The organism is Sphingobacterium endophyticum (genome assembly GCF_009733535.1).
In the GTDB taxonomy this organism is placed as follows: Bacteria; Bacteroidota; Bacteroidia; order Sphingobacteriales; family Sphingobacteriaceae; genus Sphingobacterium; species Sphingobacterium endophyticum.
This window is the reverse complement of sequence record NZ_SMMI01000008.1, coordinates 49,337-63,143: the sequence shown is the minus strand read 5'-3', so window position 1 is coordinate 63,143 and position 13,807 is coordinate 49,337. Positions and strand designations below refer to the sequence as shown.

14 protein-coding genes and 1 tRNA gene are annotated in these 13,807 nt (G+C 38.2%); 6 read left to right on the top strand and 9 right to left on the bottom strand.

Annotated elements, in window-relative coordinates; genetic code table 11:
• Positions 1 to 40: 40 nt before the first annotated feature.
• From E0Y80_RS11665 to E0Y80_RS11650, 4 genes are all read right to left on the bottom strand, one after another.
• Complete coding sequence (locus tag E0Y80_RS11665) at positions 41 to 1,168, bottom strand: TlpA disulfide reductase family protein (protein ID WP_156307851.1); 1,128 nt, start codon at positions 1,166 to 1,168, stop codon at positions 41 to 43.
• A gap of 45 nt (positions 1,169 to 1,213) precedes the next feature.
• Positions 1,214 to 2,041: a TPM domain-containing protein gene (locus tag E0Y80_RS11660; protein ID WP_156307850.1), complete on the bottom strand. Its 828-nt coding sequence runs from the start codon at positions 2,039 to 2,041 to the stop codon at positions 1,214 to 1,216.
• A 5-nt stretch (positions 2,042 to 2,046) separates the two neighbouring features.
• Positions 2,047 to 2,481, bottom strand: a complete 435-nt coding sequence (locus E0Y80_RS11655; protein WP_156307849.1) for a TPM domain-containing protein — start codon at positions 2,479 to 2,481, stop codon at positions 2,047 to 2,049.
• Positions 2,482 to 2,566: 85 nt separating this feature from the next.
• Positions 2,567 to 3,145: a LemA family protein gene (locus E0Y80_RS11650; protein WP_156307848.1), complete on the bottom strand. Its 579-nt coding sequence runs from the start codon at positions 3,143 to 3,145 to the stop codon at positions 2,567 to 2,569.
• A 153-nt stretch (positions 3,146 to 3,298) separates the two neighbouring features.
• Between E0Y80_RS11650 and E0Y80_RS11645 the strand changes: the two genes are divergently transcribed.
• The 3 genes from E0Y80_RS11645 to E0Y80_RS11635 all read left to right on the top strand — a co-directional run bounded on the left by E0Y80_RS11645 (position 3,299) and on the right by E0Y80_RS11635 (position 5,486).
• Positions 3,299 to 4,846, top strand: a complete 1,548-nt coding sequence (locus tag E0Y80_RS11645) for an NAD(P)/FAD-dependent oxidoreductase (RefSeq protein WP_156307847.1) — start codon at positions 3,299 to 3,301, stop codon at positions 4,844 to 4,846.
• A 74-nt stretch (positions 4,847 to 4,920) separates the two neighbouring features.
• Positions 4,921 to 4,996 (top strand) — tRNA-Gly (locus E0Y80_RS11640).
• A 124-nt stretch (positions 4,997 to 5,120) separates the two neighbouring features.
• Positions 5,121 to 5,486 carry a PH domain-containing protein gene (locus E0Y80_RS11635; protein ID WP_156307846.1) on the top strand — a complete coding sequence of 122 codons (366 nt, stop codon included), beginning with the start codon at positions 5,121 to 5,123 and terminating at the stop codon, positions 5,484 to 5,486.
• Between the two features lie 4 nt (positions 5,487 to 5,490).
• On the opposite strand, the gene E0Y80_RS11630 is transcribed toward E0Y80_RS11635, so the two are convergent.
• The 4 genes from E0Y80_RS11630 to sufB form a co-directional block, all read right to left on the bottom strand.
• The gene (locus E0Y80_RS11630) at positions 5,491 to 6,714 is read right to left on the bottom strand and encodes an MFS transporter (RefSeq protein WP_156307845.1); all 1,224 of its coding nucleotides are present in this window, start codon (positions 6,712 to 6,714) and stop codon (positions 5,491 to 5,493) included.
• Positions 6,715 to 7,025: 311 nt separating this feature from the next.
• Entirely contained in the window at positions 7,026 to 8,333 is a 1,308-nt protein-coding gene (gene sufD, locus E0Y80_RS11625) for a Fe-S cluster assembly protein SufD (RefSeq protein WP_156307844.1), read from the bottom strand.
• 48 nt (positions 8,334 to 8,381) lie between these two features.
• Positions 8,382 to 9,140, bottom strand: coding sequence for a Fe-S cluster assembly ATPase SufC (gene sufC / locus E0Y80_RS11620; protein ID WP_156307843.1), 759 nt, complete (start codon positions 9,138 to 9,140; stop codon positions 8,382 to 8,384).
• Positions 9,141 to 9,156: 16 nt separating this feature from the next.
• Positions 9,157 to 10,608: a Fe-S cluster assembly protein SufB gene (sufB, locus tag E0Y80_RS11615; protein ID WP_156307842.1), complete on the bottom strand. Its 1,452-nt coding sequence runs from the start codon at positions 10,606 to 10,608 to the stop codon at positions 9,157 to 9,159.
• A gap of 326 nt (positions 10,609 to 10,934) precedes the next feature.
• Between sufB and E0Y80_RS11610 the strand changes: the two genes are divergently transcribed.
• Together E0Y80_RS11610 and E0Y80_RS11605 are read left to right on the top strand one after the other, a co-directional pair.
• Positions 10,935 to 11,405 (top strand): Lrp/AsnC family transcriptional regulator, encoded by a 471-nt coding sequence (locus E0Y80_RS11610; RefSeq protein WP_093101265.1) that lies wholly within the window; start codon positions 10,935 to 10,937, stop codon positions 11,403 to 11,405.
• A gap of 9 nt (positions 11,406 to 11,414) precedes the next feature.
• Complete coding sequence (locus E0Y80_RS11605; protein ID WP_156307841.1) at positions 11,415 to 12,479, top strand: DUF6695 family protein; 1,065 nt, start codon at positions 11,415 to 11,417, stop codon at positions 12,477 to 12,479.
• Between the two features lie 20 nt (positions 12,480 to 12,499).
• On the opposite strand, the gene ung is transcribed toward E0Y80_RS11605, so the two are convergent.
• The gene (gene ung, locus E0Y80_RS11600; protein WP_156307840.1) at positions 12,500 to 13,171 is read right to left on the bottom strand and encodes a uracil-DNA glycosylase; all 672 of its coding nucleotides are present in this window, start codon (positions 13,169 to 13,171) and stop codon (positions 12,500 to 12,502) included.
• A 96-nt stretch (positions 13,172 to 13,267) separates the two neighbouring features.
• Between ung and E0Y80_RS11595 the strand changes: the two genes are divergently transcribed.
• Positions 13,268 to 13,807, top strand: coding sequence for a DUF2892 domain-containing protein (locus E0Y80_RS11595; protein WP_156307839.1), 540 nt, complete (start codon positions 13,268 to 13,270; stop codon positions 13,805 to 13,807).

The following is a 13,807-nucleotide window of genomic DNA, read 5'->3' as shown; positions in this document are numbered from 1 at the left end:
TATCCTTAGCTCGCTTTTTTATTTTGTAGTAGATTGTTATCTATTTAATGACCTCAGCCAATTTAGCTTCTAGTGCTGGGCCACGTAGGTTTGTCGCAATGATCTTACCTTCTGGATCCAAAAGGAAATTCTGTGGAATTCCTTCAATACCATATAGCTCAACAACCTCAGATTGCCAGAACTTTAGGTCGGATACTTGAGGCCATGCAGATAGATTATCATCTTTAATCGCTTGTAACCAGTCTGCTTTACCGCTTTCGCGGTCTAAAGAAACTCCAAATACGGTAAAGTTTTTGTCTTTGAACTTATTGAATGCAGCAACAACAGTAGGGTTTTCATGTCTACAAGGTCCGCACCAGCTTGCCCAGAAATCAATCAATACGTATTTTCCGCGTAATGAAGATAATTTAACTACTTTCCCTGTTGTATCAGGTAATGCAATTTCAGGAGCAACTGAACCGATTGCTACTTTTTTAAGTTTATCGATTTTTGCCGCCAATGCTTTTCCGCGAGTTGTGTTTTTTAGTGCTGCAGATAGCTTCTCATAACCAGGTGCTACCGTGCTGTTCACATTCTCTGCGTTAATCATCTCATCCAACAAACCTAAGGTTACATAGCTGCTAGGATTTGCTTTAACGTATTCCTCGTTGATCTTTACCTGTTGGTCAAAAAGCCCTTGTGCTTTTTCCTGTAGTTTTCCTACGAAAGCATCATCTTCCTGTTGTTCAGGGGTTGCAGCTTGGAACTCTTTATTCAACTCTGCAAATTGATCGGTTATTCCTTTAATAGAAGCTTTATATTTCGAAAAATCCTTATTGATATCATTTCCTGAAACTTCGGCAGCTGCTAAGGTTTCCCCGTTAATGTTGATTACCCCTTTTGAAAGGTAAAGCATAGTCATATCTGGATTGCTTAACTCTCGTAATGATTTACCATCATTAGAAAGAATTAATTGCGCCTGAGTAGGTTCGGAGACAATACCATTATAAGTGAATTGTCCTTTGTCAACATTAGCAGAATCAATATGGCGTTGGCCGGCATCTACATACATCAAATACACTTTAGCTGGAGCATTTACATTCTTCAGATTGCCTTTGATCGAAAAATCTTCTTGGGCAAAAAGTAAAGAAGGTACTGCTGCCAGTACAGCTAACATTGTTTTTTTCATATCTCTTATTTTATTTTTTATTATCTAATACACATATCATTCCAATTACCATCTTCCGCTGGCACCACCGCCACCGAATCCACCACCGCCGAAGCCGCCGAAACCTCCGCCTCCGCCGCCGCCAAAGCCGCCACCAAAGCCTCCGCCATCGTTGTCACCTCCGCCGCGACCCAATGAATTCAATAGGGTCCACCAAAATAAGTCTGAAGAACCTCTACCGCCCATCACTCGTCCACCACCGTTTTTGCCGCCTCCTCCAGATTTCGAGATCACAGAAATAACAATGATGATCACTATGACAATAAAAATAATTGGAATTCCACCACCACCTTCTGTGGAGTAGCTTTCTTTAGGATCCGCTTTATATTCACCTTTGCTGTAAGAAATCAATGCGTTCGTTCCTGCATCGATCCCTTGAAAATAGTCGCCTTGGCGAAATGCAGGCTTGACCTCGTTTTCAATAATTCGATAAGCAATCACATCGGGGACCGCTCCTTCCACCCCATAACCAGTACGAATCGTCACTGCCCGGTCGCCTAATGCAACTAGGAATAAGATACCATTATTGAATTTCTTGTTTCCTACGCCCCAATTCTTAGCAAGACGATCTCCATAGTCCGCAATATCGTAATCACCTGTGGAATTCATCACGACAACTGCAATCTGAATGGTCGTAGAGTCCTCAAAGGCAAGTAGTTTGTTTTCTAATTGCTGCTTCTGTCCAGCTGTCAAGGTGTTGGTATAATCTGTAACCAGCGCAGTAGCAACAGGAGGAAAATCCTGAGCAATTGCTTGCAAATGGAAGACTAAGCCAATTAAAAAACTAAAGAATATCTTTGTTGAAAATTTCACGATTTGTGATGTTTTCTGCATAAAAATTAAGATTTGCCGAAATAAATATCATTCGGAAGTTCATTCACATCATCCGCTCTCCTAGGGAAATAGGTGGCTAGTTGCTCACCTGCTTTTTCGATTCCTGCAATTAATCCAACAGCAAAATCTCCCTTTTTAAAATATCCAAGCATCAACTCTTTTGTCGATTCCCAAAAATCTTCAGGAACCTTTTTATCGATGCCTGAATCACCAATGATGGCAAACTGATGGTCATCGGTAGCTAAATAAATCAAAACCCCATTACGTAATGTTGTCTGATGCATCTTTAGCTTTTCAAAATAGTATTTTGCTTGGTCAATAGCATCCATATCATGCACCTTGCGCTCTACAACCAATCGGATCTCTCCGGAAGTCATGTTTTCTGCTAAGCTGATGGCATGGACCACTTTTTCTTGTTCTTCTTGATTAAAAATTTCCATAGGGCCTTAAAATAGAAAAGATGAATGCAGAAGTGAAAGCCCCCAACATTCATCTTTACGTTATGTTAACAACAATAGAAAATCATTAAAACTGAACTGTAGGCGCTTTGTCTGACCCTTCAGTTGCTTTAAATGTTCCTTTAGCTTTAAATCCGAAGATTCCTGCCATAATGTTGTTAGGGAAGCTACGTACAGTGGTGTTGTAGTCTTGAACAGCTTCATTATAGGCTCTACGCTCTACAGAGATGCGGTTTTCTGTTCCTTCCAACTGTGCCTGTAACTCTTGAAAGTTCGCATTAGCTTTTAAGTCTGGATATGATTCAACACTTACCAATAATCTACCGATTGCTTGTGACAATCCATCTTGTGATTGTTGGAAGTTAGCAATGGATTCTTCACTTAAGTTGTTGGGATCTACTTGTACAGAAGTAGCTTTTGCACGAGCCTCTGTAACTGCAGTTAAAGTCCCTTCTTCATGCTGTGCTGCTCCTTTTACAGTGTTTACTAAGTTCGGGATCAAGTCCGCTCTACGTTGGTAGGCATTCTCAACCTGTGCCCATTTTCCTTTTACGTTTTCATCCTTGGATACCATCGTGTTGTACCCGCAAGAACTAAAGGAAAGTGCAGTTAATAAACCAACAAATACGATTAATAATCTTTTCATGTGTAATGTTTTAACAAGTAATATTTAAAAGTAAGAATTTGTTTTCACAAAAAAGCAATATCAAATGATATACCAAACCGCTAACAAAACGAAATTATGTCAGCTTTTTGGTATCTTTGCTTAGATTTTTTGGGATAAAACCCCAACACTATTATGCAAAAAGAAATTGAAATTGCCCTGAGTCCTGAGTTTTTAGAGGACGAAAAAAGAATCTTATCCGAAGGCTCTAAGAAGCTAAGAATTCCATTAAATAAAATTTCCGGTTATCATATTCGTAAAAGATCCATCGACGCACGTGGTAAACAGGTGCTGTTTAGAATGCGTGTTGTTTATTTTATCGATGAACCTGTGCAGCTTCCGGACTATCATACTCAACTGAAGAACGTTAAAGATGGAAAGCCGGTAATTATTATCGGTGCTGGTCCAGCTGGTTTGTTTGCTGCCTATCGTTGCTTGGAATTGGGATTGAAACCCATCGTGTTGGAAAGAGGAAAAAAGGTACAGGATAGAAGAAGGGACCTTGCCAAGATTAACAGAGAAGGGTTTGTAAATCCTGAATCAAATTATTGTTTCGGAGAAGGTGGTGCAGGAACTTATTCGGATGGAAAACTCTATACAAGGTCAAATAAACGTGGTGATGTTCAGCAGGTATTGTCAATTTTTGTAGAACATGGTGCAACTGAAGATATTTTGGTTGATGCCCGCCCACATATTGGTACGAATAAGCTTCCCCATATCATTGAAAGCATCAGGGAAAGGATAATTGAAATGGGCGGAGAGATTCATTTTGATTGTAAAGTGACGGATATTTTTGAACAGTTTGGGAAAGTAGAGGGGGTGAATACCGAATCTGCTGGAATCATTCGTGCTAATCATGTTATTGTTGCAACTGGACATTCCGCTCGAGATATATTTGAATTATTTAGATCCAAAAATTGGTTGCTGGAAGCAAAACCATTTGCCCTAGGAGTTCGGATAGAGCATCCCCAGGAAGTAATTGATTCTGCGCAATACCATTGTTCTGTTCGTCCTGAGAACCTTCCGCCAGCATACTATAGCTTGGTAGAACAGGTAGATAGTCGTGGTGTGTTTTCATTTTGTATGTGTCCTGGAGGAATAATTGCACCTTGTGCAACTGAACAGAATGAAATAGTGGTCAATGGATGGTCGCCTTCAAAGAGAAATAATCCACATGCTAATTCTGGAACTGTAATACAGATCAATCTTGAAGATGTAATTGGATCTGATAAAGACCCATTTGCCCTACTTGATTTTCAAAGGCAGATCGAGCAACAGGCTTTTAAAGTTGGTGGGGGAAATTTAGTAGCTCCCGCACAGCGAATGGTTGACTTCGTCGAAAATAGAGTTTCCTTGGATCTACCGGAGAATTCCTATAAACCTGGAACACGGTCAGCGGACTTGAGGGAAGTGCTGCCTAAGTTTGTATATTCAGCCTTGCAAGGAGCTTTGCCGATCTTTGGTCGTAAAATGAAAGGATATTATAGCAATGAAGCTATATTGGTTGGAGTAGAATCGAGAACATCATCACCAATAAGGGTTCCGAGGGACAAAGAAACACTACAACATCCACAAGTGGCTGGTTTATATCCATGTGCTGAAGGTGCTGGTTATGCCGGCGGAATTGTATCTGCAGCAATTGATGGAATGAATTGCGTAGATGCAATTAAAGCGTCCTTGTAGGTCCGTTAATTTTATAAAATATTCAATTGATGTTGGCATAAATCAAGTTTTATTGTATTTTTGTACCACTTCAAGCGAAAGTAGCTCAGTTGGTAGAGCACAACCTTGCCAAGGTTGGGGTCGCGAGTTCGAATCTCGTCTTTCGCTCCAAAAAGCTTCCTTATATGGGAAGCTTTCTTTATTTTAGGCTATGCCAATCTTCCAAGCCAAATCTAAGTGGGACACCTATAATTTCTTGCTAATTTATGCAATCCTCATTCCTGTACTTTTCATTATGATGCTTTTAACTAAAGCGCCATTGAGAGATCAGTTAATTGTAATACCTAGCATCTTAGGAGTAATGACCTTATTGTTTTTGACCATTTATCTCACAATAATCTATAAAATAGACGATGAATACTTAAGGTATCGATTGTTGTTTATTTTTTATGGTAAGATTAAGATTGAAAAGATCCATAAAATTGATGTTGGAAAAACCTTGTATGTAGGTATGCGACCCGCATTTGCCAGAAATGGGTTAATAATTCATTACAATAAATATGAAGAAATCTACATTTCTCCATTAAATAACGAAGAATTTGTTCAAGAACTTCTAAAAAGGAAACCGGATATCGAAATCATAAGACGGGAATCTAAATAATAGTTTATTTGATTTCTTTGAGCCCAATTCGCATCAAACTATGGGTCATAAATGATATGACTCCCAAAACGATACACAGCATTCCTGCAATGATAAAAGCATTGGCTACGCCAATATTATCTGCAATATGCCCGGCAAACAATAGCCCTATTAAACTTGGAATGATCGCAAAACTGAAATACAAAGAAAAAACACGCCCTAACATCTCTGGAGCTATTTCCTCTTGAATAATAGTCATGAAAGCAGCATTATAGATTGACATGGCAGCCCCACCAATTGCGGTTAAGACTACAAATACAATAAAAAACGTTGGTGGTAAGACCCCAGAAAAGACAAAGGTCAGCCCTAGCAGAATATGCATGCTATTGATCATAATCACCTTCCTGAATGGGATTTTGAAAGCACTTAGTGCAGATCCGCCGACCAACATGCCTACCCCCCAAATAACCTCAATGACACTCATTTCGAACTTATCCCCACCAAAATGATTAATGGTTAATAGCGGAAACATAATGGCAACGGGCATTATCCCTACAGTTGCTAATATGGAATACATAAACATTCTGTTAAGACCGGTATTTTGATGAATAGCTAAAAAGCCTAATTTAAGATCACGCCACACCTGAATTAAGGACGCTTTAGTTTCTATTTTAATAGATGGAATACTGATAAACAGAAGACTTGTGATGGCAACAGCTGCTCCTAAGACGTCAAGAAACAAGACTTGATTGATAGGGAGATAGGCGATTGCCAAGGTACCTAAAGCAGGCCCAGCAATTGAACTGATTGAATGCAGGATTTGATTTATCCCAGAGACTCTTAATAGTTGGTCTTCCGGAACAATCAAAGGAGCGATAGCTTGCATTGCAGGCTGATGGAATGCAGATCCCAATGATCTACTTGCCATTAATAAGTACATTAAATTCAACTGTACCTGACCATCACGTAAAGCTATAGTCATCAATATTGTGCAGGTAGCAATGAATGCATCTGCGAAAATCATCACTTTTTTCCTGTTCCAACGGTCAATATAAACCCCTGCGAATGGACCAATAATCGCTTGTGGCAATAGAGCTGCTATGGCAGCATAGCCAAGAACTTCGGCAGATTTAAATTCTAAACTCAACCAAATAATGATTGCAAAGTTGACGGCAGAGCTACTAATTAAAGAGATGAATTGCCCTACCCATATATAGATATAGGTTTTAAACCAATGTTTCTTTTCCATGAAAAAATATTGAAAATGTGAATACTACAGCCAGTTGTAAAGACAACGGATAGATAATGAGTTTGTTAAAATATTTACGAACTCAGTAAAGCAAAGGGCTTTTGATTAATGCTGTATATTGGTTAGTGCTCATATGGTAAAGGTAATGAAACTCATTGAAATCCAAATACTTTACCGATTAATTTTTTTATGATTAAGTTTAAAAGTTTAGGATATTAAATAGATTAGCTTTTATAACCTTGGAATTCATTCATAAAAAAAAGCGTTTTAACTTTCGCCAAAACGCTTTTATACTAAAACTACACTACTATTTATTTTCTTTCTAAACCTTTGGCAACAAGGTCTTCAACAAAATTCCTTACGTTTTCGTCAGAAAATCTTGAAGTAACATCGAAAGCAAAAGCATGTACCAATAAAATACGTGCGCTTTCCTCGCCAATACCACGTGCACGAAGGTAGAACAATGCTTCGTCGTCAAATTGTCCCATCGTACAACCATGAGAACACTTTACGTCGTCTGCAAATATTTCTAACTGGGGTTTTGTATAAATCGTCGCTTTATCTCCAATCAACATATTGTTGTTCTGTTGAAAAGCATTCGTTTTTTGTGCATCCTCACGAACAAATATCTTACCGTTGAATACAGCAGTCGATTCATCCTGTGGGATATTCTTATACCATTCGTAAGATTCACAATGAGGTTTCATGTGATCTACAACTGTATGGTTGTCCACAAATTGTTTATCAGCCAATAAATTGATCCCGTAAAGATGAGACTCAACTTCTTCTGCATCCAAGCGCACATTTAAATCGTTGCGAACAAAAGCAACACCCGGAAAATTACAGTTGTAATTGTTATACAAACTATGTTTAGTTTGATAAACTTCAGTATGGTTGATGTAATGGCTATTGTTTGATGCTAACTGCAAATAATAGTGCTGCAGCTTAGCATTTTCTTCCACTACGATTTCTGTAACCTTGTTGTTCAAGTTAAAAGCCGAGCCATCTAATGTGATAAAAGATTCGATGATTTCTGCTTCTGCATTCTGTTCAAGGATATATAAATTACGAGTTTGTGCAAAAAAATCCTGACTACCAGTAGCAACATGTATAATCTGAATAGGTTTTGAAACAACCTTATTTCTGTTTACTTGCAAAAATATACCGGACGTATGAAATGCCGTATTTAATGCAACTGTTGTACTTCCCGTCTGATCAGCATGTTTTGCAAAATGCTGTTGGAATTTCACCTCATGCTGTGCTTCTTCAATCGGTTTAACGATTAGACCAATTTCATCTTCTAATGAAGAGAAAGCCAATATATATTGACCGTTGATCAACACGATGCGGTGAGCGTCCAATCCTGGGATATCAGCGACACTCAGATCTAAATCAGAAACATCCACATCCTCATTTAAAAGGTAGTTTCTGTTTACTAATCCATGGATATTTGTATATTTCCAATCCTCATTCTTAACGGTAGGAAAACCAAGATCTTGAAAACGCGTAAAAGCTTCCTCGCGAAGTGCCTTCACCGCTGGCGTATCATTGCTCGTTTCCAATTCCTGAAATGTTGATGTCAACTGTTGGAATAAGGAGTTTGCTACTATTGTACTCATGTTATTTGTTGTCAATCCGCTCATTACCTCGATTCTAAATTCAACTGATTAGGCGTTTTGCGTATCTAATTCTTTTAACCAGTCGTAACCTTTTTCTTCTAATTCTAATGCCAATTCTTTCGTTCCAGATTTTACAATGCGACCATTGTGTAATACGTGAACAAAATCAGGCACAATATAATCTAACAAACGTTGGTAGTGTGTAATCACGATAAACGCATTGTCTTTGGAACGCAAATGGTTTACACCGTTTGCCACAATTCTCAATGCATCAATGTCCAAGCCTGAATCCGTCTCATCCAAGATGGATAATTTTGGATTCAACATAGCTAACTGGAAGATTTCATTACGCTTTTTCTCGCCACCTGAAAAACCTTCATTTAATGAACGGTTTGCCAGGTTTGCTGAAAATTCAACCAATTGTTGTTTCTCTTTTACCATCTTTAAGAAGTCTTTTGCTTCCATTGGAGGTAATCCCTTATATTCACGGATGTCATTAACAGCCGTTTTCAAAAAGTTGATATTTGATACTCCAGGGATTTCAACAGGATATTGAAATGCTAAGAATAGTCCTTCACGAGCGCGGTCTTCTGGAGATAATTCCAATAAGTCAACACCATCTAGGATAGCCTCCCCATCAGTAACTTCATATGAGTCACGACCAGCAAGTACATTTCCTAATGTACTCTTTCCTGCACCGTTAGGGCCCATGATCGCATGAACTTCTCCGGCCTTAACTTCTAAATTCAGTCCTTTTAATATTTGTTTGTCGTCAATCGACGCATGCAAATTCTTAATGCTTAACATATTCTATTCTATATTTCTATCCTACCGATCCTTCTAATGAGATCGCTAATAATTTTTGTGCCTCAACGGCAAATTCCATTGGTAATTGATTCAATACTTCTTTCGCATAACCGTTGACAATTAGACCAACCGCTTTCTCTGAATCGATACCACGTTGATTCAAGTAAAAAACTTGGTCTTCACCAATTTTTGAAGTTGTTGCTTCGTGCTCTAAAGTCGCCGTTTTATTTTTGCTCTCGATATATGGGAATGTATGTGCTCCACAACGGTCGCCAATCAATAAACTATCACATTGCGTAAAGTTTCTTGAATTGTCTGCATTAGGGCCAATCTTAACTAAGCCACGGTAGCTGTTGTGACTCTTTCCAGCAGAAATACCTTTGGAAATAATCTTTGAACGAGTATTTTTTCCTAAATGGATCATTTTAGTCCCAGTATCCGCTAACTGCATATTACGGGTCATCGCGACAGAGTAAAACTCTCCCACTGAATGATCTCCTTTCAGGATAACTCCTGGGTATTTCCATGTAATTGCTGAACCTGTCTCTACCTGAGTCCAAGATATTTTTGAATGGTCGCCTTTGCAGATACCACGTTTAGTTACAAAGTTATAGATACCACCTTTACCGTCTTTGTCTCCTGGATACCAGTTCTGAACAGTTGAATACTTGATCTCAGCGTTTTTCATCGCGATCAATTCTACAACAGCAGCGTGCAATTGATTCTCGTCACGCATCGGAGCTGTACAGCCCTCTAGGTAAGAAACGTAAGAATCATCATCCGCAATAATTAAGGTACGTTCAAATTGCCCAGTGTTTTGAGCATTGATACGGAAATAGGTAGAAAGTTCCATCGGGCAACGAACGCCTTTAGGAATATATACGAATGATCCATCAGAAAATACAGCTGAATTTAATGCTGCATAGATGTTATCAGTCTGTGGAACTACTGTTCCCAAATATTGTTTAACTAATTCTGGATGTTCTTGAACCGCTTCACCAAATGAACAGAAAATAACCCCTTGTTCCTTCAGTTTTTCACGAAAAGTTGTCTTTACAGATACCGAGTCGAACACGGCATCCACGGCAACAACTCCGGCAAGGATTTTTTGCTCATCCAAGGGAATTCCTAGTTTTGCAAAGGTTGCCAATAATTCAGGATCCACTTCATCCATGCTCTCCAATTGCTTTTTCGGCTTAGGTGCAGCGTAATAAGATAAATCTTGGAAATCAACTTCTGGATTCTTGAAGTTTTGCCAGGTTGGCATGCTCATCTTTAAAAAATGTTGATAAGCCTTTAAACGCCATTCCAATAGCCATTCAGGTTCGTTTTTCTTCTTTGAAATTAAACGAATTGTATCTTCATTTAGCCCTTTCGGAGCAATCTCCATCTCGATGTCGGTCGTAAAACCGTACTTATATTCTTCGAGCTCTAACTCTTTTAATAAATCGTCGTCTTTGGTGCTCATATCTCTTTCACTTTATTAATGGGATTTCCCCCACTGTTTTGATTTGCAAAGTTACGACTTAAAAAGCATAAAATAGCCTGTTTTGTGTTCTACTTACACCAGTTTTGATTAAAAAAATGACAAAAGTCATTTCTTGTGCATTTAAGGCTATTTAGAATCGTTTTATTATGACAATTTAATGATTGTTATAATAAAAATTGATTTGACACCATGAACTATATAGAGGGTATTTATATCGTTCCCTGCCAACAAATTGGAAATTGACATTGGTAAAAACCAAATATTATTTTGTATATTTATCGTTCTTTAATTTTATTGAAAAGCCTATGTCTTACCAGCCAGATAAAACGGACTTAAAAATTTTGAAGCTCCTTCAAGAGAACGGACGTATTACAAATTTGCAGTTGGCGACCAATATTGGTCTCTCGCCAGCTCCAACATTGGAAAGAGTACGCAAATTAGAAAACTCTGGATTTATCAAAAGTTATCATGCTTTTGTAGATGAAGAAAAACTAGGACTAGGAATAAAATCTTTTATCCAGATTTCCCTGGATTTTCACACCCATAACGCAATTCCTGAATTTGTTGAGGCTGTCCGTGCAATTCCGGAAGTGACCGAGTGCCACCACGTAACCGGTAATTGTGACTTCATGCTGAAGGTGTATGTGAAAGATATCAAAGCATACGAAGCAGTTATTATGGAAAAAATCTCCAAAATTCCTTTTGTGAAGACTTTTCAGACCATGATGATCATGTCAACTAGTAAAAAAGAACCTATTGTACCTTTAGAATATTAAACTGATCCTATGGCATTTCAAGATTTCGCAATCATATTGACATGGCCTGACGCTACGATTCGTGGCGATGAAAAATGGATGATGTTTTTCAAAAAGATTGGTGTTGTTAAAAACTTAAATTTTAAAGTGGGACATACCGGTGTTGTATTGGTAGACCATAAATCCGGAGAAATGTTCTTCTACGACTTTGGCAGATATATAACTCCAAGAGGTTACGGACGTGCAAGATCCAAGGATTCCGATCCTATGCTGAAAATTGACATAAAAGCAAAAATATCAAAGGGAAATATTCAGAATCTGGATGAAATTGTCGCTTACTTCGAGGGATTAAAAGCTGCGATGTATGGGGAAGGCAGACTGTTTTTTAGTGTTGCTAAAGAAATTGATTTTGAGATTGCAAAAACCTATGGTGATCAGTGCGTCGAAGCAGGTACCTACCCTTATGGTGCCGTGGCGAAAAATAACAACAATTGCTCTCGATTCATCACCAGAATGCTGATGAAATCCTCCCCAAAATATCATTTCTGGCATGGAATCAATCTTCCTGAAACAATCAAAGCAAGTCCTATTAGCAATATCGTTAACGTATGCGATAGTAGAATGGTCAGTAGTTATACCCCTGATGAAGGGGTTAGAACATTTAAAATGAATCGTTGGAAGTCCTTTTGTTTCTTGGTTAAACAATTAGGGGATAATGTTTTTCGAAATAAAGCAAGTCTTTTGCCTAATGACCTCATTATTGGCGCAGTAAACTTTGGGTCAAAACCTATCACCGTTCCTAAGCATGCAAAATATTTAGGAGGCGTAGGCGATGGAGCATGGTATTACTTGGTGGAAAGGCCGGATTCCCACATTGAAATCAGTCGATATACAACACAAGGTAACCTGGAATATGTCGTATTAGGGGAGGCCATGCAGGCAATCGATTTTCATAGTGAATGGGAAATTACCTATGATAGCCATTTAATGTTTACTCATATCTTACAGCACAATCAAAAAATAAGAATCAATCATATTGAAGTGCTATCCACAGAAGATTATAAGTTTAAAAATCTTATTGAACGCTACGCTTAATTGGATTGCTTGAAAGCAAGCTAAACCTGCCAATCAATCGGCATTTTTTGATGTCTTCCTAAATATTCATTGGCTTTTGAAAAATGTGAACAGCCAAAAAATCCTCGATATACAGAAAGTGGCGAAGGGTGAACTGCCGTCAATATAAGGTGCTTATTGCTGTCTATCAAAGCAGATTTCTTTATTGCATAACTGCCCCATAAGAGGAAGACAACATGTTCTGTTTGATCTGAAATTCCTTTAATAATTTCGTCGGTAAAGTTTTCCCAACCTTTCTTTTGGTGAGATCCTGCCTCATGAGCACGTACTGTTAAGGTTGCATTTAATAATAACACACCTTGTTGAGCCCATTTCGTTAAATTGCCATGATTGGGATATCTAAAGCCCGGAATGTCGGTTACTAGCTCAGTGTAAATATTTCGAAGACTCGGAGGAATAGCTATTCCTTCAGGAACCGAAAAAGAAAGCCCATGCGCCTGACCATCATTATGATAGGGGTCCTGTCCTAATATGACAACCTTAAGATTAGTAAAAGGGGTTAGTTTAAATGCATTGAATACCAAATCCTTCGCTGGAAATACTTTATATAATGATCTTTCTTGTCCTACAAATTCCGATAAACCTTTCATTTTTTCAGTTTGAAACAGTGGTTTTATCAGGGAGTCCCATGAAGTGTCGTAACGTTCTGACATATGCTTATATAAAATTTTACATTATTTTGCTGTAAACAAGTTGTATACTACAGCAATAAAACGGATATTTGCAAACTTACAGTATTAAGCATTATTATGTCAAATATAGTTCGAATTATAATTTGTAGTTTGTTGGTAATCGGCACGGTTGCGTTGTTTTGGATTGGCCAATGGGGATGGGGAATTTTAGCAATTCTGATTACTATTTTAGCTTGGGTTACCGTTTTCTTTAATGAGAAAATGTTAATCGCTCAATGGTTCCTACGTAAAGAACGTATGGACAAAGCAGAAGTATGGCTTAATAAGATTAAAAATTACGAAAAGGAATTGATCGTTGCTCAACACGGTTACTACCATATGCTATTGGGGTTAATTGAATCTCAACGCGCTCCTCTTCAATCCGAAAAATATTTCAAGAAAGCATTGACAATGGGCCTTCATATGGACCATAACGTTGCTCTTGCAAAATTAAGCTTGGCAGGTATTGCAATGGCAAAAAGAAATAAACGTGAAGCAGAAAAATTACTTGCTGAAGCTAAAAAAGCCGATAAGAATAAACTTTTAGAAGAGCAGATCAAAATGATGAAAGCTCAGATGGGTATGATGGACAAACAGCAGTTTAGATACTCGAGGTAG

What these genes read in the sequence shown, in the direction of transcription:
- E0Y80_RS11665 (WP_156307851.1), bottom strand. Translation starts at nt 1,168, where the DNA reads ATGAAAAAAACAATGTTAGCTGTACTGGCAGCAGTACCTTCTTTACTT.
- E0Y80_RS11660 (WP_156307850.1), bottom strand. Translation starts at nt 2,041, where the DNA reads ATGCAGAAAACATCACAAATCGTGAAATTTTCAACAAAGATATTCTTT.
- E0Y80_RS11655 (WP_156307849.1), bottom strand. Translation starts at nt 2,481, where the DNA reads ATGGAAATTTTTAATCAAGAAGAACAAGAAAAAGTGGTCCATGCCATC.
- E0Y80_RS11650 (WP_156307848.1), bottom strand. Translation starts at nt 3,145, where the DNA reads ATGAAAAGATTATTAATCGTATTTGTTGGTTTATTAACTGCACTTTCC.
- E0Y80_RS11645 (WP_156307847.1), top strand. Translation starts at nt 3,299, where the DNA reads ATGCAAAAAGAAATTGAAATTGCCCTGAGTCCTGAGTTTTTAGAGGAC.
- E0Y80_RS11635 (WP_156307846.1), top strand. Translation starts at nt 5,121, where the DNA reads ATGATGCTTTTAACTAAAGCGCCATTGAGAGATCAGTTAATTGTAATA.
- E0Y80_RS11630 (WP_156307845.1), bottom strand. Translation starts at nt 6,714, where the DNA reads ATGGAAAAGAAACATTGGTTTAAAACCTATATCTATATATGGGTAGGG.
- sufD (WP_156307844.1), bottom strand. Translation starts at nt 8,333, where the DNA reads ATGAGTACAATAGTAGCAAACTCCTTATTCCAACAGTTGACATCAACA.
- sufC (WP_156307843.1), bottom strand. Translation starts at nt 9,140, where the DNA reads ATGTTAAGCATTAAGAATTTGCATGCGTCGATTGACGACAAACAAATA.
- sufB (WP_156307842.1), bottom strand. Translation starts at nt 10,608, where the DNA reads ATGAGCACCAAAGACGACGATTTATTAAAAGAGTTAGAGCTCGAAGAA.
- E0Y80_RS11610 (WP_093101265.1), top strand. Translation starts at nt 10,935, where the DNA reads ATGTCTTACCAGCCAGATAAAACGGACTTAAAAATTTTGAAGCTCCTT.
- E0Y80_RS11605 (WP_156307841.1), top strand. Translation starts at nt 11,415, where the DNA reads ATGGCATTTCAAGATTTCGCAATCATATTGACATGGCCTGACGCTACG.
- ung (WP_156307840.1), bottom strand. Translation starts at nt 13,171, where the DNA reads ATGTCAGAACGTTACGACACTTCATGGGACTCCCTGATAAAACCACTG.
- E0Y80_RS11595 (WP_156307839.1), top strand. Translation starts at nt 13,268, where the DNA reads ATGTCAAATATAGTTCGAATTATAATTTGTAGTTTGTTGGTAATCGGC.